Origin of the sequence: Eggerthia catenaformis OT 569 = DSM 20559 (assembly GCF_000340375.1) — a bacterium.
In the GTDB taxonomy this organism is placed as follows: Bacteria; Bacillota_I; Bacilli_A; order Erysipelotrichales; family Coprobacillaceae; genus Eggerthia; species Eggerthia catenaformis.
This window is the reverse complement of record NZ_KB446648.1, coordinates 382,887-405,533: the sequence shown is the minus strand read 5'-3', so window position 1 is coordinate 405,533 and position 22,647 is coordinate 382,887. Positions and strand designations below refer to the sequence as shown.

The following is a 22,647-nucleotide window of genomic DNA, read 5'->3' as shown; positions in this document are numbered from 1 at the left end:
TCAAATGAATGTTCTATCTGATTTCAGCTTACTCTTAGCTCTTTCTAAGCAAAGAGAATAAACTTGAAGATATGAATCATCGTTACTTAGAATTATTAGAAATACAAGAAGGTCATCAATAATACTGATGGCCTATTTAAATAGACTCATAATCTCTTCTGAAGTCATATTGGTGATTGCTCCTTCATTACCTTCTACAAAAGTGTCGGAAAGCTGTTTTTTCTGATTCTGAAGCTCTTGAATCTTTTCTTCTAATGAATCTTTCATAATCAGCTTATAGACAAAAACAATATTTTCCTGACCAATACGATGTGCTCTATCAGTTGCTTGACTTTGTGCACTCATATTCCACCACGGATCAAAATGAATGACGCCTTCAGCAGCAGTCAGATTAAGACCTGTTCCACCGGCTTTTAATGATATTAGAAAAACTGTTGAATCATCTTTTTGATAAGCATCTACTATAGGCTTCCTTTTAAGCGATGGCGTAGCTCCTGTAATCATATGATATTTAATATGTCTTGCCTTAAGTTCCTTCTCTAATAAGCCTAAAACACTTGAAAACGATGAAAAAATAATAAGTTTCTTATGACTCTGATAGTAATTATCTATAATCTCTAAGCAGGCATTCATCTTAGAAGATAAATGATTAATATTATTAAAAAGCATTCTAGGTTCACAGCATATCTGTCTTAATCTGGTCAACATCGCAAGAATCTGAATACGGTCTCTATTTGTATCCAAGGCTCTTAATTCTTTATTTACTTCTGCCAGATGAGCAAAATAAAGTTTCCTTTCCTCTTTCGTAAATTCAATAGAAATATTATTTTCTATCTTATCAGGAAGTTCTTTCAATACTTCCTTTTTTGTACGCCTTAATATAAACGGAGCAATTAATTTCTTTAATTCCCTCTGTTTCTTTTCATCATGTTCATTAACGATCGGTGACTCATAATGTTCTCTAAAATAATGATAGTGAAAGAGATAATCCTTATTTAAGAAATCAAAGATACTCCATAGTTCAGCAAGACTGTTTTCTATAGGTGTTCCTGTTAAAGCAAACTTATGATAGCCATTTAATTTCTTAACACTTAAGGCATTCTTAGTGTTCTGATTCTTTATATACTGTGCCTCATCTAATATAATAAAATCAAATTGTTTATCTTTATATAAATCGATATCTCTTCTCATTAAATCATAGGATGTAATAAGAATATCATAATGATCTGAACTTGCAATTTTCTCTTTTCTCTCCTGCTTTGTTCCGGCTATACACAACGGCTTTAAAGAAAATGAAAACTTTCTAATCTCATCGGCCCAATTTAAAACAAGCGTACTGGGACAAATTACAATACTATAATGATTCTGCTGATTCTCTAATAAAGAAATTATTTGTAGTGTTTTTCCCAGACCCATATCATCAGCAAGAATACCTCCTAAATTTAAATCAGTCATCGTTGAAAGCCATTGATATCCTTGTTTCTGATAGTCTCTTAAGATATGTTCATATCGATTATTTAAAGAATAATGATGATTCTGATAGTTCTTTAACCGATCGATAATATCATTAAATAATGAAGATCGACTAACCTTTAAATATTTTATATCCTGAGCACTGTTTTCTAATGCATAAGCTCTATTTAAATTCATGTGAATCTGACCATCATTAATATCTTTAGATACTAAATGATAACGATCCATTATATTGGATAATTCTTCTAATTCATTAGAATCTATATAAAGCATTTCTCCGCTTTTTAATTTATGATATTTCTTCTTAGACTTATAGCTTTTAATGACACCGGCAAGCTCTTCTTTTGGTATCCCGACAGCATCTATGTCAATAGATAAAAGCCCGTGACTGATACCAATTCCTACAGATAAGCTCATTTTTGATTTCTTACCATACTTCTTAATATTTTCAGATACATAAATATCTGCATACCGAGTTAAAAAAGCAATACCTTCATTTAAAAAATCAGATGTTTCTTCAGAATGAGTATCAAAATATAAAGACTGATTATCATCATTTGTACAATAACGTTTCATATAATCAATCACAAGTGAAGCAATGACACTATGGGACTTATCTGATTCTTTTAACAGGTTCACTTTCTCATCATCATATAATCCGTATATCTGAAACACAGCCTCTTCTACCTCATTAATATCACCATAAATCTCTATTTTATCTTCTTCTATCTCTACCGGAGAATTGTCTATCTTCAGATAGTTTCTTATAGGAGAAAGAATATAATGATAGAAATCATTCTTTTCATTATTAGGGATATAAAGAGATAAATTATGCTCATGAAGAGTCCGTAAAAAGGATGCAAGTATTCCTTTCTCATCACCATGTGATACCTTGATCTGATTATCTTCTGCCTGATAAATATGATAATTGGCAATCTTATAAGCATTCAATTGATCTAAGCATTCTATATGAACATTTCTTTTTGTTTCATGAATATGAATATGAGGCTTAATATTGATATTTTCTATATGTAGATTAGAAATATACTCTTTAGGAATATCGCTCACAAGCTTATAGAAGGCATCCAGATTATTCTCATTAAGAAAAATAGAATTAGAATAAGAATCATGATAATATGTCTGAATGAAGTCATAAATCTTCTTTGAATAATCATCAAGATTTTCATATTTATGTAAGAAGCGAAACATCTTCCCATAGCTTATTTCATTATTCTCTATCATGTCTTTTACAAAATTATTTAAATTTTTAATTACATAAAATCTATCATTCCCTATTTTAAACTTAATAAAAGGAACATATTGATATTCATAATATATTCTAAGACTGGCAATTTCACTTTTTGCATTACTGAAACTCTCTAACCAGTTATTTTTAATTCGGTTAGTCAAATGAGTACCAATAGTTTCTAAGTTATGAATATGTATTTCTTCCCATTGTTTCTGTAATCTTTCCTGATAACTTAATTTTCTTTTTTGTGTTTTAGCAGGCGTCTCTGATTTATATTCAAAAGGAAAAGTATCCGGAGAAAGTTCCTGTACTTTTAAAATTACCGCTCCGGCGTGTGCACAAGTTGTATAAGCATCAGAAAAATTACAGTCACAGTGTGTACTGATAATTTTTGAAAACTGATTAGCTATAATTCTAGGCGTATATAAAATACCATTTACCATAACTGTACCATCAATAATATATTCATCATTCCTATATTCTATTCTTATTCTTGTTACACAGTGATAAGAAAAATAACGATAAGCAATTTGTCTATTTCTAAATCTTGAAACAATTCTCTCAAATTCTGCATCTGTAATAAAAAGCATTCTTTGAATCCTCCATTTTGATATTATAACATAATCAATAGAATTGATTCTATAAAAAAGGTGACAAAGTCACCTTTAATGATGAAATAAACGAAGATGTGTGAATATTAAGACCATGTTATGTTTATTGGCAGTTTCTATCACATGATCATCTCTAATAGATCCCCCTGCTTCACCAATATACTGAACACCGCTCCGATAAGCTCTTTCAATATTATCTCCAAATGGAAAGAAAGCATCACTGCCTAATACAACATTCTTATTTGTTGCCAACCACTCTATCTGTTTTTCCTCTGTAAAGACTTCCGGTCTTACTTTAAATGTTTGCTGCCAGTTATCATCTCCATTGACATCTCTCCAGTCTTTAGATAAATAAATATCAATCGCATTATCTCTTTCAGCACGTTTTAATCCATCCGCAAACTGAAGATTTAATACCAAAGGAGATTGTCTTAAATACCATTTATCAGCTTTATCTCCTGCCAATCTGGTACAGTGAATACGTGACTGCTGACCTGCACCAATCCCAATAGCTTGCCCATCTTTAACATAACAGACAGAATTAGATTGTGTATATTTTAATGTAATCATTGATACAATAAGATCTCTGAGTGCCTCTTTAGGCAGATCTTTATTATCTGAAACAATATCTTTAAATAATTCTTCAGTCATTTGAATATTATTTCTTCCCTGTTCAAAACTTACACCAAATACTTCTTTTGTTTCAATCTCTTGCGGTATATATGAAGGATCTATTTCAATAACACAGTATGTTCCACGACGCTTTTTCTTTAAAATTTCTAATGCTTCCGCTGTATATCCCGGAGCAATAACACCGTCACTTACTTCTCTATTAATCAATCTGGCAGTCACTTCATCACAGATATCTGATAAAGCACAGAAATCTCCATAAGAACTCATTCTATCTGATCCTCTTGCTTTAATATAAGCATTTGCAATAGGAGTCAGTTCTTCCGGTAATTCCTTTACAAAATACATCTGTCTTTCTATCTCACTTAACGGTGTGCCAATAGCGACACCGGCCGGAGAAACATGCTTAAAACTGGCAGCACATGTCTGACCTGTCGCTTCCTTTAATTCCTTAACCAGCTGCCAGCTATTAAGAGCATCCAACAAATTAATATAACCCGGTTTCCCATTTAAAACAATAAAAGGTAATTCCCCATTTTTCATATATACTCGTGCTGGTTTTTGATTAGGATTACATCCATACTTTAATTCTAATTCTTTCATATTATCCTCCTAAAATTTGAAAAAGAGCCTAATCCAGGCATCTATCAGCCCAGACGGTCGGCTCTTTAAATGATTATACTTCATGTGGTTGATTCCACTTCCGTCAGTCGTATAACTACCTACAATATACTGAATTCTTTTTTATTTGACAAGATAAATTCTTTTTTTTAAATATTTTAGCACTCTATTAAAATATTTGCTAAAAATTAGCACTCAGCTATTGACTTTGCTAAAAAGAGTGATAATATATAGTTGTAGCAAGGGTGGCTACATGATAGTAATTCAATTCAAAGAAAAAGGAGATGTTATTATGAGATTACTACCTAGTATGAATAATTTATTTGATGATTTCTTTGATGACAAGTTTTTTGCACCTAGCACAGGCATGCGTACTGATATCAAAGAAACCGATGATTCTTATGTATTGAATATGGAATTGCCAGGATATAAGAAAGAGGATATTCAATTATCTATTAAGAACGGCTATTTGAATATTCTTGCTAAAGCCGATACTTCTAAAGAGGAAAAAGATAAAAAAGGCAATCTCATTAGAAGTGAAAGATATCATGGACAGTGCTCTAGAAGTTTCTATATTGGAGATCAGGTATCTGAAGAAGATATTAAGGCATCATTTGATAATGGTGAGTTAATTATCTCTTTTCCTAAAGAAACTAAGACTCCGGAAATAGAAAATCACTACATTACGATAGAATAGGAGATATGATGATGAGTTATTTTGATTATATGCTTGATGATTTATTTAATGACCGTTTCTTTACACCGGCTAAAAAAGCGAATGTAATGAAGACTGATATTAGAGAAATCGATAACAATTATGAATTAAACATTGAACTGCCAGGATATTCTAAGGAAAATATCAAATTAGGACTTAAAGATGGCTATCTGACTATTGAAGCTGATCAGTCATCAGAAAGTAACGAAGCCAATGGAAAACTTATTCGTAAAGAACGCTATAAAGGACATGTATCCAGAAGCTTCTATATTGGCAAGAATTATACTCATGAGAATATTCAAGCTAAGTTCAATAATGGTGAGTTAATCATTACTTTACCTAAGGAACTTCCCGAAAAAGTTCAGCAAAACCATTTCATTACAATAGAATAATCAAGAACCGGCATTTAGCCGGTTTTTTTATTACTCATCTTCTGTGCCATCTTCATAAGTGATTCTTTATTAAGATTAAACTTATTACATAAGTCATCAACCATTTGATTCAATTCGTCCGGAGATTTATTTTCTAAATCATCCAAATTGAATCCCATTATATTTTCTAACTGATCTTTATTTTTTAAATACATATTCTGATACTGATTAAACAATTCTGATTGTTTCTGCTGTAAAATATTATTAGCCTTTTCTAAAGCATCTATCTCTTCACTGTCAATTTCTAATTCTTCTACAAGGGACATCATTTTATCACCCATAAATTCCATTTCTATGCGATAGTCAGCCTCAGTGAAGTCACCTGATAATATTTCTCTATAAGTTTCTATTTGATCTTCCTGCAAAGATGTTAGAGCTATATCTTCATAATTATCTTCTTTGATATCCTCTAAAATAATCTTAGAATAATAATGAATAGAATCCCATGGATTCATGTCTAAGATAATATCTACTCTTATTAATTCTTTTAGCTCATCAAATAATGCTGAAATATCTTCTTTAATAATAAAATCATCTAATGAATGAATAATATACTGGTCATTCCGATTTCTTTGCTTCTTTATCGTAAGAGATGTAATTTCTTGTAAAGAAATTATATTTTTTTGATCAAATGAATAATACAACTGATCAGATGTCAAAATATATCCATGCTCCTGATCTATTTCCCCATAGCTTATAACTGTTCTAATATGTTCATCACCATAATGATATATAGCCATACCAATAGATGAGGGCAAATTATCTGTATGATAAATATTCATAACTAGCCTCCTTATTTATAATAATCCAAGTCTTACTTTCATGAAATAAGGTTTCCATATAGGAAAAGCCTACTTCTTTTAGATACCGGTAGAGCTTTTTGATTTCCTATATTATTTAGAAAATTATTGAAAAGTCTCATTTTTCTTCTCTTGCTTCACAGTAGATTATATAAAAACATCACTTGAGTGATGTTAACGTAATAATGGCAAAAAAAGCGTTGCCAGTCCTAAGAAAAAGAAAAAACCAAGACAGTCAGTAACTGTAGTAACAAAAACGCCCGAAGCAAGAGCAGGATCAATATTCATTTTTCTTAAAATAACCGGTACAATAAAGCCTGCCAGATTAGCAGCCACCATATTTAAAAGCATCGCAAGTCCGGCAACAAGCCCAAAGTAAGGATTTCCGGCAAAGAACATGGAACCGATTGCCACAATAACACCGATGATCACTCCTGTCAGTACTCCTACCATAATTTCTTTACAGAAGATTTTAAAGGCATTACTATGATCAATTTCTCCCAATGACAATCCTCTAACCAGAATAGTAAGTGACTGTGTACCGGCATTCCCCCCCATTCCTGTAACAATACTCATAATAGCAGAAAGAGACACAACCTTAGCAATTGTTGCACTAAACTGATTAACAACCGCAGCTGCCATAACTGCTGTAAATAAATTGACAATAAGCCATGGTGTACGTGATTTAAAGGATTCAAGGACTGTGGAATCTACACGTTCTTCACCGCTAACACCGGCAAGCAAGTTAATATCTTCAGTTGTTTCATCTTCCATAACATCCATAACATCATCAACTTCAACAACACCTATAAGATGATTTTCTTCATCGACAACAGGCATCATTACAAAGCCATATTTAATAAATCTATTAGCAACCTCTTCCTGATCATCTTTATAAAAAAGCGTTTTTACATTTGGATTTGTAATATCGATAATCTTTGTACCAAAGCTTGAAGTTACAATATCTCTTAAAGCAATAACTCCTTTTAATACTTTACTCTTATCAACAACATACAAATAATATTTAGCATCCTGCTCAGCATATTTCTGTAAATACCATAATGTTTCTAAAACAGTATTATTAGAATGAATAGAAATAAACTCAGTAGACATCAGACCTCCTGCTGTATCAGGCTCGTAAGATAAAAGCTGCTTAACATTATCCTGATTCTCGCTATCCAGATTATCTAAAACTTCCTTAATCTGTTTCTCATCTTCCAATTCACCAATTAGGTCAGCTATCTCGTCATCACTCATTTCTTCTAAAATCGCTTTTTGACGTTCCTTAAGAAATGGCTCTAATAAATTATACTTATCCTCATCTTCCTCTTCTTCAATAATAGAAGCAATAACATCATTAGGAAGCTTAGGAAGAATAATATTTAGATCTTCTTCACTATTATTAATAATATCTAAAATATCAGCCGGGTGTATATTATCAATCGCATCCTGAATCTGCTCAGGAGTGCCTTCAATCAATAATTGTCTTAACTGCTCATTTGTCATACTCATAATACACCCTCCTCTTGCTTTACTATTCTACCACCAACAAGACATCAATGTAAACAATAAGAAAAAGCAAAATCCTTATATTCTATCCGCTAAAACTATGCTCTACTCTGATCATATATTCATAGTTTTTATCCATTAAATCTAATATTTGATTTTTAATAGATTCAGTTGATAAATGATCATTTTTAACCTCTACTTCAAAAATAATCTTAATTTTTCTACCTCTAATAACTCTAAAATCATGGATTGTATAATCCTGATTTAAAGATTTTACTGATTTTAAAATCTTCTGATAAAGATCAATAGCCTGACTATCTTCCAGATCCACCGGATCAATATGAATAGTTGTTAGAATAGAATATTTCTTTTCAATCTTATTTTCCAGTTCGCTCGCAATTTCATGAGAATGATCAAGACTCATTCTATGATCAACTTCTACATGAAGAATAAGAAATCTTCCTCCGGCTCCATAATCATGAAGCATAAAATCATGATATCCCAATACTTCCGGATGACTTACAATAATAGATTCTATTGAAGAAACAAGAGACGGATCAGGGAGCTGCCCTAAAAGAGCATTTATCATTTCTTTAATTGTTTCTATTCCATTCTTCAATACAATAATTGATACAATAACGCCAGCCAATCCATCAAGAGACCAAGATACAAAATTTGAGCATAGAATAACTATTAATGAAGCAACTGATGTAATCACATCATTAAGACTGTCTTTACCAACCGCAATTAACGTTTGTGATTCAATTAAAGTTCCTGCATAATGATTAAAACGATACATCCACAATTTAATCATAACAGAAATAACCATAACCAATATAGCCGGTATGCTGAAAATAATATCCGCAGGATGAATAATCTGTTTTATTGAAGAAATAAGGCTTTCGGCACCTGCCAGAGTAATAAGTATTCCAATAATAAATCCTGCTAAATATTCATAGCGTCCATGACCGAAAGGATGCTTTGTATCAGGATATTTGGATGACAGCTTAAAGCCGATCAGGCTGGCAACATTGCTGCCTATATCAGACAGATTATTAAGACCATCAGCTATCATGGCATAAGAATGAATAAAATAACCAAATATTATTTTAAAAATAACACAGATCAGATTACATAGAATAGAAAGAATAGAGCACAATATACCATATGATGTTCTAATTCTGCTGTCATGATAATCTTCACTTTTAATAAATATTTTTGATAGTATCTTAAACATAATCCCTCTCAAAAAAGCAAGCTTTTCGCTTGCTTAAAAAATATCCGTTATTCTCTTTAAATACACATTTCTCTGATCTCTCTTAATCAAAGAAGCGTCTTCTAATTCATTAAGATATCCCTTAATCTTATCTTTATCTACTTCTTTATTCGCAATCTTCTTTAATGTTTCAATAATCATAGGAGAATCGTCCTTAATATAAGCATTATTCTCTTTATCATAATGAGGCTTATTCAGCATAACATTTAAGCATGCAACATAAGCCCATTTTACTTCTAATCTTACCAGTTTATATTGCATACCATCAAATAATTCAGCCGGTACATAATATACAGAATGGCTTGAATCTTTTAATTCATTGATATCTTCCTTATTAAATAAATCCATATGTTCCTCCACAAATCACATTATATCATCTATCTTTCAATCTTGCATCCTTTTTGAAAAAGTTGTCACATCTTCAAAACCAATTTTCTGATACTCTTTTATAACCTCTTCAACATGTTCTCCTACTCTTTCACCGGTATGTGCATCACTGCCTACAGTAATAATAGAACCACCTAATGCTTTATATCTTCTCACGATATCAAAAGACGGAAATCCACAACTTCCATTTACTTTATAGCCGCTGGTATTCACTTCAATACCTTTATTTTTCTGAATCAACGTTTTTAATATCTGATCAATTAAATCTTTATATCTTGAATAATCAATACTTTTATCTTCATATGGTCCATAACGGCTAATATAATCCATATGTCCCAATACATTGAAACAATCAAAACTCTTAACACATCTTAATGTTTCTATAAAAAATTCTCTATGAGCCTGATCTTTTGTTTTATTATTAAAGTATTCTCCATAATAAAAGTCCGTATTCCTAATAACATGAATGCTCCCTATCACAAAATCATAATCATCAGCATTCACAAAATCATTAATCTCTTTAAAATGATTCATATCCAGTCCTATTTCAAGACCTATCTTAATACTTATCTTATCCTGATATTCTTTTTGCAGATCTTTTAATTCTTTAAAATAAGAAACTGTATCCAATTCAAAAGGATCTATTGGATAATTGAAATCACGATGATCAGTAAAACATATTTCATCTAAATTTTTATTAAGAGCCTCTTTAATATGTTCTCTTGGATCAGCATTACTATCAAAAGAGAAATGAGTATGCAGATGATAATCTATTTTACGCATTCTTATGATCCTTTCTATAGCTTTCTACAGATTCTTTATCACTATAATGAACTTTTACTTCATTTTCTAAAACCATATGTGTTTCATGACCTTTTCCAAGAATTAATATCACATCATTCTTTAACGCATGATCTAACGCATAGTAAATAGCTTCCTTACGATTTTCTACAACCGTATAATGATCATTGCTTAAATGACCCATTGCATGAATTATTTCTAAAGCAATATCACTCACTTTTTCATCTCGCGGATCATCAGCCGTTAATACCGCATATGCATGATGTCTGGCAATCGCTTCTCCACTTTCTATCCGTCTGACCTTAGAGCGTTTACCGGGCATTCCATAAACACAAATCACCCGATTCGGCTTATATTCTTCAACAGTATTTAAAATAGATTCAAAAGCTGCTCCGTTATGAGCATAATCAATGATGACAGTATAATCATCACTTACATGAATAACTTCTCCTCTGCCGGCAATATGAACATGAGCTAAAGCTCTTTTAATATCTGCATGATCAATTCCTATCTGACTACAGATAAATAAAGATACTAAAGCATTATATACATTAAAACGTCCCGGCATGTCTAAAGTATAAAAGTCTTTTAATAATCCTCCTGTTTCAAAACGAATACCCATATGTCCGGGTTCCTGATAAAGATTTATATGCTGAGCATATAAATCTGCTTCTTTTAAAGTACTGTATGTATATATTTGACAAGCTGCCTGATTCATCATTTCTGATGCATGACTATCATCAAGATTAAATAATCCTATCTTACATAACTGAAACAGCTGTTTCTTACAGTCTCTATATTCTTCAAAGCTGGCATGTTCATTAGGTCCAATATGATCAGGAGATAAGTTAGTAAATATTCCATAATCAAAATCAATACCATCTACTCTATGCATTTTAAAGGCCTGTGAAGAAACTTCCATTACACAATAATCACAGTTATGAAAACGCATCAGTCTCATAATTCTATTAAGTTCATATGATTCGGGTGTAGTATTATGAGTTTCTTCATAAAAGTCATTAATATAAACACCATTCGTTCCAATCACTCCTACTTTCTTTCCAGCCTCTTTTAAAATAGAATAAATCATTAAAGCAGAAGTTGTCTTCCCCACAGTTCCGGTTACACCGATAACTGTTAATTCATGACTCGGATGAGAAAAAAAGGAACAGCTCATATGAGCAAGAGCTGATCTTGTATCACTTACTTTAATATAAGTAATACCTTTTTGCATACAAATATCTTTTTCTAAAACAATGACCTGACAACCTTGTTCAACAGCATCATTAATAAACTGATGACCATCAGCATAAACACCATCCATAGCTATAAAAACAGTATTCTTAACAGCTTTTCTAGAATCATAGATCAAAGCTTCTATCTTATGATCCAAATTTCCTTGCAGCAATTGATAATCTATATTCTTCAGTATTTCCGTTAATCTCATTTTTATCACCTAAATATCTTACTTAAAAAATCTTTTTATTTCTATTTCCGCATTCTCTAAAGAATCACTGCCGTGAATAATATTGTGAGTAGTATCAAAAGCATAATCTCCTCTAATAGTCCCCGGCTTGGCATCACCAAACTTTGTTGGTCCCATCAATAAACGCATTCCTTCTACTGCACTTTCTCCTTCAACAATCATTGCCAGTACCGGACCTGATGTCATATATCGAACTGTTTCAGGGAAAAAAGGCTTATCTGTAATATGAGCATAATGTTCTCTTAATATAGGCTCATCCAACATCATTGTCTTAGCTTCAATAATCTGATAGCCTCTTCTTTCTATCCTTGATATCACTTCTCCTATAAGTCCTCTTTGCAGACAGTCCGGTTTTAACATAATATAAGTTCTTTCAATTGCCATAATATCCTTCTCCTTTTTATGTATTATATCAGATTCTTCAATTTAAAACAAAAAACTGTACTTTATTATTAAGTACAGTCTAATAATCTCCTTTAGTATGAAAAGCTTTCTTGTTTCCTGATATCTGATGTCTTTTCTTTAATAATTTTTCAATATCCTTAGGAGTAATTCCTTTCTTAGCCATAAGTACCAATACATGATAATAAAGATCTCCAATTTCACCTATCAAATCTTCCTTATTCTCATTTTTAGCAGCAATGACTGTTTCAGTAGCTTCTTCACCTACTTTTTTACAAATCTTATCAATTCCCTGATCCAATAAATAATTAGTATAAGAATTATCCACCGGATGTTTTTGTCTATCAATGATTGTCTTATAGACACCATCAGCTAAATCACTCATATCATAAGGAATAATATCATTAAAAAAGCAAGAATAGCTGCCTGTATGACAAGCAACACCTGTCTGTCTTACATCTATTAGTAATGTGTCCAAATCACAATCAAGGCTCATTCCTACAATATCCTGATAATGACCGGAAGTTTCTCCCTTATGCCATAATGACTGACGACTTCTTGAATAAAAATATGTCTGCTTTGTTTCCATCATTTTCTTATAAGCTTCTTCATTAACATAAGCTAACATTAAAACTTGTTTAGTCTCAATATCCTGGACAATAGCAGGGACAAGTCCATTCATTTTCTTAAAATCCGGTTCCATTTTATACTCTCCTCACTGGAATATGGGCTTTTTCACATTCCTCTTTAACATCCTGAATAGTAGCTTCTTTATAATGAAATAATGAAGCAGCTAATGCTCCGTCAACATTTGTTTTCCTAAAAACTTCAACAATATCTTCCTTGTCTCCGCATCCCCCTGAAGCAATAACCGGAATAGAAACAGCCTGACATACAGCATTTAACATATCAATATCATAGCCATTTCTTGTCCCATCAGCATCCATACTGGTTAAAAGAATTTCTCCGGCACCCAATGTTTCACATTCTTTAACCCATTCAATAAGATCTTTATGAGTATTGATACGTCCTCCGGAAATATAAACATCCCAGCTATTCTCTTTTCTTTTAGCATCAACAGCAACTACAACACACTGTACACCAAACTCTAAAGAAGCTTCTCTGATAAGCTTAGGATTTCTGATAGCTGCTGAATTAACGGAGACTTTATCTGCCCCTTTAGAAAGAATCATACGGAAATCTTCTATACTGCGAATCCCTCCTCCTACACATAAAGGTATAGAGAGTTCATTTGCGGCTCTTTGAATAATTTCATACATAATGCCACGTTCCTCATAACTTGCTGTAATATCTAAAAAAACTATTTCATCAGCACACTGCTTATCATATTCTTTAGCAAGTTCCACAGGATCTCCAACATCTTTTAATCCTTCAAAATTAATCCCTTTCACAACCTTTCCCTGTTTAATATCAAGACAGGGTATTATTCTCTTGGCTAACATTCCTAATAACCTCTCTTAAATCAATATGTCCTTCATAATATGCTTTTCCTACAATGCACCCATAATATCCTTGCTTAGCTACCTGATAAATATCTTTATCATCTTTTATTCCACCACTAACAACTAATGAAAGAGAACTATGAGAAGCAATCGTTTTATAAAGTTCAAAGTTCGGTCCCTGTAAAGTGCCATCTTTTGAAATATCAGTACAGATAATTGTTTTTATGCCGATTTCAGCAAGCTGATCAATAAATGTCAAATAAGACATAGCACTTGTCTTAAGCCAGCCTGAAGTAGAAACAAAACCATTCTTGATATCTACTCCTACAATAATTTTATCTGCTCCATAACGAAATAATGCCTCCTTTAGAAAATCAGGATGATCTAATGCTGCTGTCCCTAAAATAACTCTATCAATACCTATTGTATCTAAATAATAAGAAACAGTTTCCATATTACGAATTCCTCCACCTAATTCAATAGACATGGATACAGTCTCCCTTATCTTTTTAATAATCTTTTTATTAACCGCCTGAGCATCCTTGGCTCCATCTAAATCAACCAGATGTAAATAAGATACTCCCATCTCTTCAAACTGTTTAGCCAGTTGTTCCGGAGCTGTACTATAAACAGTCTTCTTCTGATAATCTCCTTTATATAACCTGACAGCTTCGCCATTTTTCAAATCAATTGCCGGTATCACTAACATTCTGTCATCTCCTTAAATCCTAATAATATCTTTTCACCAATCTGACCACTTTTTTCCGGATGAAACTGACATCCTATAACACAATCATTAGCTACAACTGCCGGAATAACTGTATTTCCATAATAACAGACAGAAATCAGCTGCTCAGGTAAAGGATGTGCCATAAAAGAATGAACAAAATAAACATAATCATTCTCTTTAATATACTTTAGGATAGGATGCTTCTGTCTAATCTCCAACTGATTCCATCCCATATGCGGAATCTTCTCTTTAATATCCATATATTCTACAGTTCCTTTTAAAAAGCCTAAACCTTCTGTTTCAGTCACTTCTAATCCTTTTTCAAATAGAACCTGCATGCCTAAGCATATTCCTAAAATTGGAATATGCTTATCTTTCATTTCATTTAATATCTCAACAAGTCCATAATTCCTTAAATGCTTCATTGCTACCGGAAAAGTTCCTACTCCCGGAAGAATAATCCCTTTTGCCCGTCTGATAATAGCCGGATCTCTGGTAATTGTTACTGCCATTCCTAATCTCTTTAAAGCATTCGTAACGGAACTAAGGTTCCCCAGATTATAATCAATCACGCAAATCATAAGACACCTTTTGATGAAATTATTTCATCTTTTCTTTGCCGATCTATCGAAACAGCTTCTTTTAATGCTCTTGCAAATGCTTTAAAGCAGGCTTCAATAATATGATGCATATTCTTTCCGTAGTGTTCATTAATATGTAAAGTCATACCTGCATTAAAAGCAGTTGCTCTAAAAAATTCTTCAGTCATTTCCGTCTGGTAATTACCTAACAAAACATTATCTAAACAAACATTAAAAACTAAATAAGGACGATTACTCATATCTAAGCAAACACTAAGCAATGTTTCATCCATTGGAATAGTGAAAGAACCATAACGATGAATTCCTTTTTTATCACCTAAAGCTTCTTTAATAGACTTTCCTAAAGCAATTCCAATATCCTCTATAGTATGATGAGAATCAACCTGCAAATCCCCATGACAAGTAACTGATAAATCAAATTGACCGTGAAATGCAAACAATTCAAGCATATGATCTAAAAATCCTACCCCGGTATTAATATCACTGATACCCTTTCCATCTAAATCTATACTTACAAAAACATCCGTTTCTTTTGTTTTTCTTTTTATCTGTGCCTTTCTCATCATTAATCCTCCTTAAATCTAACCTGAATACTATTCGCATGTGCCTGCAATCCTTCTCTTAATGCAAAATCTGTGACATCATCTTTAAATGTTTTTAAGATTGCTTTTGGATAATAAGAAAAAGCACTACGTTTTATAAAGTCATATACACCCAAAGCACTATAGAACTTAGCAGTTCCTCCGGTTGGCAAAACATGATTAGTGCCGGACATATAATCACCCAGCGGTTCAGGTGAATAAGCACCTAAGAAGATTGAACCGGCATGAGTAATAAGAGGAAGCTTTTCAATAGGATCTAAAGTAAGAACTTCTAAATGCTCAGGAGCTAATTCATTAGCAACAGTAAAAGCCTGATCTAATGAATCTACTAAGATAGCTCCGCCATAATTTCTTAAAGACTCTTCAATAATATCCTGACGCGGTAAGCTCTGAATCTGTTTACTGATTTCTTCATTAACTTCTTTAATGAGATTTTCACTTGTTGTGATTAAAATCGCACTGGCCAGTCTGTCATGCTCTGCCTGACTCATTAAATCAGCAGCTACATAACATGGATCAGCTGATGAATCAGCAATAACCAATATTTCACTGGGACCGGCTATCATATCTATGTCCACCATACCATAACAAAGCTTCTTAGCAGTTGCTACATAGATATTGCCCGGTCCAACAATCTTGTCTGCCTTTTTGATGGTTTTTGTACCATAGGCTGCTCCGGCTATTCCCTGAGCACCTCCCGCCTTATAAATTGTCTCTATCCCACAGACATAAGCAGCTGCTAAAATAACATCAGATACTTTACCATCTTCTTTGACCGGTGTCATAATATAAAGATTTTTAACACCTGCTAATATAGCCGGAACAGCATTCATCATAACAGTAGAAGGATAAGTAGCTGTTCCTCCGGGAACATAGAGAGCAACTGTTTCTATAGGTGTTACTTTACTTCCCAAAATAACTCCATCATCTTTGGTAATCATCCATGATTTTTCAATCTGATTCTTATGATATTCAATAAGCTGTTCTTTAGTACGTTCTAAAATACGAATAAAATTATTTCCTACTGCCGTCACAGCATCCATAATCTCCTGTTTAGTAACTACCAGTTCTTTATAGGTGTTAACTCTAAAACCATCAAACTGTGCACAATAATCTACAACAGCCTTATCTCCTTTAATACTTACATTCTTAATAATATCTAATACCGCTTCATTTACCTGCTGTGATATTTCTGTTTTACGTCCATGAAGTTTTTCTTTAATCTCATTAATATGTCCATCATATATTATTGTCTTAAGCATTATTCTTTTCCCCCCTGCAATGCTTTAATAAGATCTAATACTTCCTTTTTCTTATATTTTAAAGCCACTTTATTCACAATCATTCTGGTCGATATTTCTTCTATCTTATCAATAACTTCAAGACCGTTAGCTTTTAAAGTGTTTCCTGTCTCTACAATATCTACAATCGCATCACTGAGCCCAACCACCGGTCCTAACTCTACCGACCCCTCTAATTTAATAACTTCAACATCTTCTTTCCTTTTAGCAAAATATTCTTTTGCGGTTTTCGTATATTTAGAAGCTATTCTCTTTCTTCTATTAAAGCTTTTTGTTTTATACAATGGATAAGCACATAAAGCAAAGAAACATCTCCCTATTTCTAAATCCAACATTTCATAATAATCATGATAATCAGATTCCATTAAGGTATCCTTACCAACAAATCCCACATCAGCAATACCATGTTCTAGGAATGTTAAAACATCATTGCTTTTCGCAAATATCATTTGAATACCATCTTTTGTTTCTATCAAAAGCTCTCTATTCTTGTTAAAAATAGGATCCATATCAAATCCTTGTTTTTCTAATAACCGGCAGACCTGTTTTTCTATACGTCCCTTAGTAATCGCAATCTTAATCATGATCTTCACGCTCCTTTATAACAGCTTTTGTAAGTGTATTCATATGATAAGAGAAGCCGACAGAAGGCGTATGAGAATCAAAATAACTTAATAAATGATCATACCTTCCTCCTGATAAGATGAGATATGGACTATAAGAAGAATATCCCTTAAACATTACACCGGTATAATAAGACTGTGTAGGTACCATAGCCAAATCAAAAATCATTTGTGATTTCATAGCGCTTATTTCATAAAGCTCTTCCAGCTCCTCAATAGAAGCAAGTAATCTTTTATCACTTACATAAGATTTAATAGTCTTTAATTCATCAATTGTTCCAAATGATACTAAAAGCTGTGATAAAAGATGATTCAAATCATCCGAATAGCTATGAGAAGCAATAAACTGTTCCATATCACTGACAGACTTCTTTTTTAAAATACTAATAAGTCTCTGATCATCAGCTAATTCTAATAAACGATGATAAAAAGAAGCACTTCCCAACTCAAGCTTTAAGCTCTTCATATTTAAAGAAAGCATGGTTTCTTCAATAATTCTTAAACATTCCTGATCTCCCTTTCTTCCTTCTAATCCCATCAGTTCAATACCCGACTGATACAATTCTGTATGTCTTCCTTTATGTCTTTGCTGAGATCTATAAACAGCTCCAAAATAACTATAGCGTTTAATACCATTTCCTGAAGCATTGTAAAGTCTTGCGATAGGAACGGTAAAATCCGTTCTTAGAGTAATTCTCTTACCTTCACTTCCAACAAATAAGAACATACTTTCTTCATCTTCATTACGAACTGTCTGATAAAGATCAGCATATTCAAATGCCGGTAACATAAGTTCCTGATAATTATGATGATTAAAGATATTTCTTAGTTTTCCTTCAATATTTCTTAATAGCTCTGCATTTAGGCTTGTTGCATCAGCACTTTCTTCCGGAATCAGATATTTAAATTCATCCATTCTTTTTCCTCCTCTATAATAAAAAACGAGGTACTAATAACCTCGTTTCTAGTGTTATTAGATTGACAGCCTTGCTTAATTGTAAAACAAAACGGGCTGTATCAAATGATATAACCCTAAATACGCCAATGGTGATGATGAAATTGTTTAACTGTATAGTTTTGCATAGTAATCACCTCATTTTTCAAATATTAACATACTTTATATAAATATGTAAAGTTATTTTATGAAAATGACGAAATAATAAATATTATTTTGTTATAATCTAACTAATGATGTATAAATAAAATTTAATAATGGCATAGTAATAATACAAAGAAGTACCGTAATCGTATTAATAACAGATGAAAAAGCAGGATGATTATCATAAATAGTTGCAAACTGGGTAATACTGGATGCACTTGGAGCACTAGCCGATAACATAGTAATCATTAAAACAGCTGATGCACTAGGAAAAAGTTTATAAACTCCACTTAAATAAATAACCAGCATTGTTATCAAAGGATAAGCAATTAATCTAAAAAATGCAGTCAGATATGCTCTTTTATTAGAAAAAACTTCCTTTAAACTCATCTCTGTTAAAAGCATTCCTACCACTAACATAGATAATGGTCCTAGAGGAGCCTGAGCACCGGATAAGGCACTACTTAATAAAACCGGAAGCTGAATATGAAAAACACATAAGAGAATCCCTAAAGCTATCGCAAGCATATTCACATTACCTAAAATCTTTTGAATACTGATCTCTTTTTCTCGAGAAATTGTCATTTTACAGTGTGTCCAAAGCAAAACTGTCTGTACCATCATATAGGCTGATGCATAAAAAACCATCTTTTCCCCTAATACTGCTAATACTAAAGGAATAATCAGATTCCCACAGTTAGAATAAGTAATACTAACTTTTTCTATGTCATTTAAAGAAAAAAATTTAGCCAGTATTTCACTAAAAACTATATAACCAATATGAATAATGATTGCAGCAATAATCGCAAGCATAAATCCATGTAATCTTTCACTTGTGAGTTCTATCTGAAATGATTTGATAATAGCGGCCGGTGCACAAACATATAATGTTAATTTTGATAAAGCTGTTGCATCTGATATTGCAAGTACATTCTTTTTAACAAGAATATACCCTATACCAATAAGAATAAATAATGATCCTATCTGTGTAATCAATGATATACTTAATTCCATAACTATGCCCCCAAACATCTGCATTCTAACAAAAAGAATACATAATAATTTTTATTTTCCGAATCAGAAACTATTTATTTTAAATTCTTTGATTTTCTTGAATTCAAATTTTATCTCTTTCATAATATAACCAGGAGGATTATATTATGAAAGAATGGACAAAAGAAGAAAGATATAGGCATTTTAATAATAAGAATGAGATCAGTAATCTTTATAATAAAATACAAAATTCTAAATACAGACAAGTTTTCCATATTCAACCGGTAACCGGTCTGCTTAATGATCCCAATGGATTTGTCTATCATAATAAGACATGGCATCTTTTTTATCAGTGGTTTCCTTTTGGTGCAGTTCATGGATTAAAGCACTGGTATCATGTTACCAGTACTAATTTAATTACATGGAAAAATAAAGGAGTATGTATTTATCCTGATTGTATTTATGATAATAAAGGTGCCTATTCCGGTTCTGCCTTAGTTACTGATCAATCAATATATCTTTATTATACAGGTAACCATAGAGATGAGAACTGGCATAGACATTCTTATACCTGTTTAGTTAATCTAAGAGATGATGGTACTGTTCATAAATATTCAAAGCCTCTTTTTGGTCCGCATCCTTCTTATAGTGAACATCAGCGGGATCCTAAAATCATCTATCGTCAAGAAGATCAGACCTATTATTTATTAATCGGAGCACAAACATTAAATAAAAAAGGCTGTGTTATTATTTATAAGTCATCTCATCATAATAAAGACTTCTCATTTGCAGGTGAACTTAAAGTACCAGGATTTGAAGATTTTGGTGATATGTGGGAATGTCCATCTATTGAAACAATAGATAATCAGGATATTCTGATTTTCTGTCCTCAGCATATCTATTTAATAAACAGAGAACAGGAATATAATCATAATGGATATTTGTTAGGAAAAATGGACTGGAAGAACCTGATCTTTACTCCATCAGGTCATTTCCATGTATTAGATTTTGGCTTTGATTCTTATGCCGCTGAATGTGCAGCTAATATTAATGATTCTAAAAAAGCTATCCTGATTGCCTGGATGGGACTCCCCGATTCTTCTTATCCTTCAGATAATGACTGCTGGCAAGGCTGCCTTACCATGCCTAGAGAATTATGTATTGAAAACAGACGTTTACTGCAAAAACCATTAGAAGGATTTAAAATATTAAGAGATCAGAGAATTGATACAACTACGCATAAGCTTCCTCAAGCTTGTGAAATAGAAATCCATTGTCAGGGTAACCTTAACCTTCTTCTTTTCTCTAAAAAAGATCAGACCGGAGGTTTAAGAATACAATACACTCATCATACATTAACCGTTGACAGAAGCCGACTTCATAATCATTTTAATAAAGAGCGTGGTGAAATACGCTCAAGAGTTTTAGAAAATGATCTCTATCATTTAAGAATCTTTATTGACACAAGTTCTATTGAAATTTATGTTAATGACGGTGAATCCCTATTTACAAGCAGAGTTTTTCTTGAAGAAGATGAACATTATATTTATTATCAGTATCAGGGAAGTATTCAAATATGGTCATTAAAACCTGCTGTTTTCAATGAATTTATTGTATAATAAAAGGAATTTGGTAAAACCAAATTCCTTTATCAATATATAAAGGAAATACAGTTATTTTTCATAAGTATAGAATCTAGTTTTAAAAGTCACCTGATGAAATTTTTGAGATGGCTTATCCCACTCATTCTTAACTGTTATAGTGGCTTTATCTTTATCCAAAATAATCTTTTTACTGATAATATCAAGCAATATAGGTTTTTTAGTTTTAGCATCAGTTTCTTTAGAATAGAGATACATAACTGATTCTCCTTCACATATTCCTGATGCCGGTTTTGCTTTTACAATATCCAGAATAATGGTCTGTTCATCGGTTGCCTTAACATAAGTATTATCTTTATAATTATTAAATATTTTAGCATCTTCATTCTTTTTAATACTTATAGTCTTTATAATGTCATCTTTATACTGATCTTTACTAAAAGAAAGTATAGATATACTATTATGATCTAAAGCCCTTATAACTAGCTTATCATCCTGATAGATATCTATCAGGTTCTGACTTTCATTAGTAAATTCTAATATTACCTTATTCTTTAACTGATACTTTTCAATATTTACATTATCTTTTTTAATAGGAAAAGTTTTATTCTGACAGCCATATAAAATTAAAGAAACTAATAGTATAGCCATAAATAATTTTTTCATAATTTTTCCTCTTATTTAATTAAATCCCCCAATCCGGGTATTTTATCCATTATTCGGTTCTGACAAGTAAATCTCCAAGACCCTGTCCCTCTTTTACAAGTAACATTCATCTGTGGTGCCAATAAAGAGCCTATAATATCTTCGACATAATCTTTAAATCCTGTCTTATATGTAACTGTATTTGAAGAAGGATATTTATAAGCAGTTTGCTTCTGATTTGTTATTGACTGACAAGTATAAGCTACTCTTCTATTTGATAGTTTAATTTGATAACTGTGAACTCCACTCAGCTTTAACTTTTGTTAGAAGAATACGTCGTTGATAATAACCTGTCTTATTAATTTTTTCGTAATATAAAGTTATTCTACCCCAAACATATGTACCATCATCATCTTCACCTACAGAAATAAATCTTGATTTTAACTCATTTTCATGTGAAAACATAGATTTCTTTAAAGCATATACACATGTCACTTCATTGTCACCTTTCCTATTATTTACTGATTTAACAAGATATACAGGAACACACTTCTTTTCACCTTTTTCGTCAACTAATTCACCCCATATATTAGGAGC

At 32.1% G+C, this 22,647-nt stretch carries 23 protein-coding genes and 1 riboswitch; of the genes, 3 read left to right on the top strand and 20 right to left on the bottom strand.

The window, feature by feature from the left end; translation table 11 throughout:
* Positions 1 to 132: 132 nt before the first annotated feature.
* Positions 133 to 3,312, bottom strand: a complete 3,180-nt coding sequence (locus tag HMPREF9943_RS06775) for a DEAD/DEAH box helicase (protein ID WP_004803335.1) — start codon at positions 3,310 to 3,312, stop codon at positions 133 to 135.
* A 75-nt stretch (positions 3,313 to 3,387) separates the two neighbouring features.
* Positions 3,388 to 4,566 (bottom strand): phosphoribosylaminoimidazolecarboxamide formyltransferase, encoded by a 1,179-nt coding sequence (locus HMPREF9943_RS06770; RefSeq protein WP_004803333.1) that lies wholly within the window; start codon positions 4,564 to 4,566, stop codon positions 3,388 to 3,390.
* A gap of 40 nt (positions 4,567 to 4,606) precedes the next feature.
* A riboswitch (ZMP/ZTP riboswitch) is annotated at positions 4,607 to 4,687 on the bottom strand.
* Positions 4,688 to 4,876: 189 nt separating this feature from the next.
* Between HMPREF9943_RS06770 and HMPREF9943_RS06765 the strand changes: the two genes are divergently transcribed.
* Positions 4,877 to 5,281 carry an Hsp20/alpha crystallin family protein gene (locus tag HMPREF9943_RS06765; RefSeq protein WP_004803331.1) on the top strand — a complete coding sequence of 135 codons (405 nt, stop codon included), beginning with the start codon at positions 4,877 to 4,879 and terminating at the stop codon, positions 5,279 to 5,281.
* A gap of 11 nt (positions 5,282 to 5,292) precedes the next feature.
* Entirely contained in the window at positions 5,293 to 5,691 is a 399-nt protein-coding gene (locus tag HMPREF9943_RS06760; protein ID WP_004803329.1) for an Hsp20/alpha crystallin family protein, read from the top strand.
* A 14-nt stretch (positions 5,692 to 5,705) separates the two neighbouring features.
* Here HMPREF9943_RS06760 and HMPREF9943_RS06755 read toward each other — a convergent pair whose 3' ends face one another.
* The 16 genes from HMPREF9943_RS06755 to HMPREF9943_RS06680 form a co-directional block, all read right to left on the bottom strand.
* Positions 5,706 to 6,512 carry a hypothetical protein gene (locus HMPREF9943_RS06755; RefSeq protein WP_004803327.1) on the bottom strand — a complete coding sequence of 269 codons (807 nt, stop codon included), beginning with the start codon at positions 6,510 to 6,512 and terminating at the stop codon, positions 5,706 to 5,708.
* 192 nt (positions 6,513 to 6,704) lie between these two features.
* Complete coding sequence (gene mgtE, locus HMPREF9943_RS06750) at positions 6,705 to 8,042, bottom strand: magnesium transporter (RefSeq protein ID WP_004803325.1); 1,338 nt, start codon at positions 8,040 to 8,042, stop codon at positions 6,705 to 6,707.
* 82 nt (positions 8,043 to 8,124) lie between these two features.
* Positions 8,125 to 9,276, bottom strand: a complete 1,152-nt coding sequence (locus tag HMPREF9943_RS06745; RefSeq protein ID WP_004803322.1) for a cation diffusion facilitator family transporter — start codon at positions 9,274 to 9,276, stop codon at positions 8,125 to 8,127.
* A 33-nt stretch (positions 9,277 to 9,309) separates the two neighbouring features.
* Complete coding sequence (locus HMPREF9943_RS06740; RefSeq protein ID WP_004803321.1) at positions 9,310 to 9,663, bottom strand: hypothetical protein; 354 nt, start codon at positions 9,661 to 9,663, stop codon at positions 9,310 to 9,312.
* A gap of 36 nt (positions 9,664 to 9,699) precedes the next feature.
* Positions 9,700 to 10,485: a histidinol-phosphatase HisJ family protein gene (locus HMPREF9943_RS06735; RefSeq protein ID WP_004803320.1), complete on the bottom strand. Its 786-nt coding sequence runs from the start codon at positions 10,483 to 10,485 to the stop codon at positions 9,700 to 9,702.
* Entirely contained in the window at positions 10,478 to 11,950 is a 1,473-nt protein-coding gene (locus HMPREF9943_RS06730) for a UDP-N-acetylmuramoyl-L-alanyl-D-glutamate--2,6-diaminopimelate ligase (protein ID WP_004803319.1), read from the bottom strand. Before HMPREF9943_RS06730 ends, HMPREF9943_RS06735 begins: the two co-directional genes overlap by 8 nt.
* A gap of 18 nt (positions 11,951 to 11,968) precedes the next feature.
* Complete coding sequence (ndk, locus tag HMPREF9943_RS06725; protein WP_004803316.1) at positions 11,969 to 12,373, bottom strand: nucleoside-diphosphate kinase; 405 nt, start codon at positions 12,371 to 12,373, stop codon at positions 11,969 to 11,971.
* A gap of 79 nt (positions 12,374 to 12,452) precedes the next feature.
* On the bottom strand, positions 12,453 to 13,094 hold the full coding sequence (hisIE, locus tag HMPREF9943_RS06720) for a bifunctional phosphoribosyl-AMP cyclohydrolase/phosphoribosyl-ATP diphosphatase HisIE (RefSeq protein ID WP_004803315.1): 642 nt from the start codon (positions 13,092 to 13,094) through the stop codon (positions 12,453 to 12,455).
* Position 13,095: 1 nt separating this feature from the next.
* Entirely contained in the window at positions 13,096 to 13,854 is a 759-nt protein-coding gene (gene hisF / locus HMPREF9943_RS06715; protein WP_004803313.1) for an imidazole glycerol phosphate synthase subunit HisF, read from the bottom strand.
* Complete coding sequence (gene hisA, locus HMPREF9943_RS06710; protein WP_004803309.1) at positions 13,823 to 14,563, bottom strand: 1-(5-phosphoribosyl)-5-[(5-phosphoribosylamino)methylideneamino]imidazole-4-carboxamide isomerase; 741 nt, start codon at positions 14,561 to 14,563, stop codon at positions 13,823 to 13,825. The genes hisF and hisA overlap by 32 nt, the downstream gene beginning before the upstream one ends.
* Positions 14,557 to 15,165 (bottom strand): imidazole glycerol phosphate synthase subunit HisH, encoded by a 609-nt coding sequence (hisH, locus tag HMPREF9943_RS06705; RefSeq protein WP_004803301.1) that lies wholly within the window; start codon positions 15,163 to 15,165, stop codon positions 14,557 to 14,559. Before hisH ends, hisA begins: the two co-directional genes overlap by 7 nt.
* Positions 15,162 to 15,749 (bottom strand): imidazoleglycerol-phosphate dehydratase HisB, encoded by a 588-nt coding sequence (hisB, locus tag HMPREF9943_RS06700; protein ID WP_026624532.1) that lies wholly within the window; start codon positions 15,747 to 15,749, stop codon positions 15,162 to 15,164. Before hisB ends, hisH begins: the two co-directional genes overlap by 4 nt.
* 2 nt (positions 15,750 to 15,751) lie before the next feature.
* The gene (gene hisD / locus HMPREF9943_RS06695; protein ID WP_004803296.1) at positions 15,752 to 17,050 is read right to left on the bottom strand and encodes a histidinol dehydrogenase; all 1,299 of its coding nucleotides are present in this window, start codon (positions 17,048 to 17,050) and stop codon (positions 15,752 to 15,754) included.
* The gene (gene hisG, locus HMPREF9943_RS06690) at positions 17,050 to 17,673 is read right to left on the bottom strand and encodes an ATP phosphoribosyltransferase (protein ID WP_004803295.1); all 624 of its coding nucleotides are present in this window, start codon (positions 17,671 to 17,673) and stop codon (positions 17,050 to 17,052) included. The genes hisD and hisG overlap by 1 nt, the downstream gene beginning before the upstream one ends.
* Positions 17,666 to 18,628: an ATP phosphoribosyltransferase regulatory subunit gene (locus tag HMPREF9943_RS06685; protein ID WP_004803291.1), complete on the bottom strand. Its 963-nt coding sequence runs from the start codon at positions 18,626 to 18,628 to the stop codon at positions 17,666 to 17,668. Before HMPREF9943_RS06685 ends, hisG begins: the two co-directional genes overlap by 8 nt.
* A 258-nt stretch (positions 18,629 to 18,886) precedes the next feature.
* Positions 18,887 to 19,825 (bottom strand): AEC family transporter, encoded by a 939-nt coding sequence (locus HMPREF9943_RS06680; RefSeq protein ID WP_004803290.1) that lies wholly within the window; start codon positions 19,823 to 19,825, stop codon positions 18,887 to 18,889.
* Positions 19,826 to 19,971: 146 nt separating this feature from the next.
* On the opposite strand from HMPREF9943_RS06680, the gene HMPREF9943_RS06675 reads away from it, so the two are divergent.
* Positions 19,972 to 21,423, top strand: coding sequence for a sucrose-6-phosphate hydrolase (locus tag HMPREF9943_RS06675; RefSeq protein WP_004803288.1), 1,452 nt, complete (start codon positions 19,972 to 19,974; stop codon positions 21,421 to 21,423).
* Positions 21,424 to 21,477: 54 nt separating this feature from the next.
* Here the strand turns inward: HMPREF9943_RS06675 and HMPREF9943_RS06670 are convergent, their stop codons facing one another.
* Both HMPREF9943_RS06670 and HMPREF9943_RS10085 read right to left on the bottom strand, forming a co-directional pair.
* Positions 21,478 to 22,071: a hypothetical protein gene (locus HMPREF9943_RS06670; protein ID WP_004803285.1), complete on the bottom strand. Its 594-nt coding sequence runs from the start codon at positions 22,069 to 22,071 to the stop codon at positions 21,478 to 21,480.
* A gap of 261 nt (positions 22,072 to 22,332) precedes the next feature.
* On the bottom strand, positions 22,333 to 22,545 hold the full coding sequence (locus HMPREF9943_RS10085; RefSeq protein WP_155957284.1) for a hypothetical protein: 213 nt from the start codon (positions 22,543 to 22,545) through the stop codon (positions 22,333 to 22,335).
* Positions 22,546 to 22,647 lie beyond the last annotated feature (102 nt).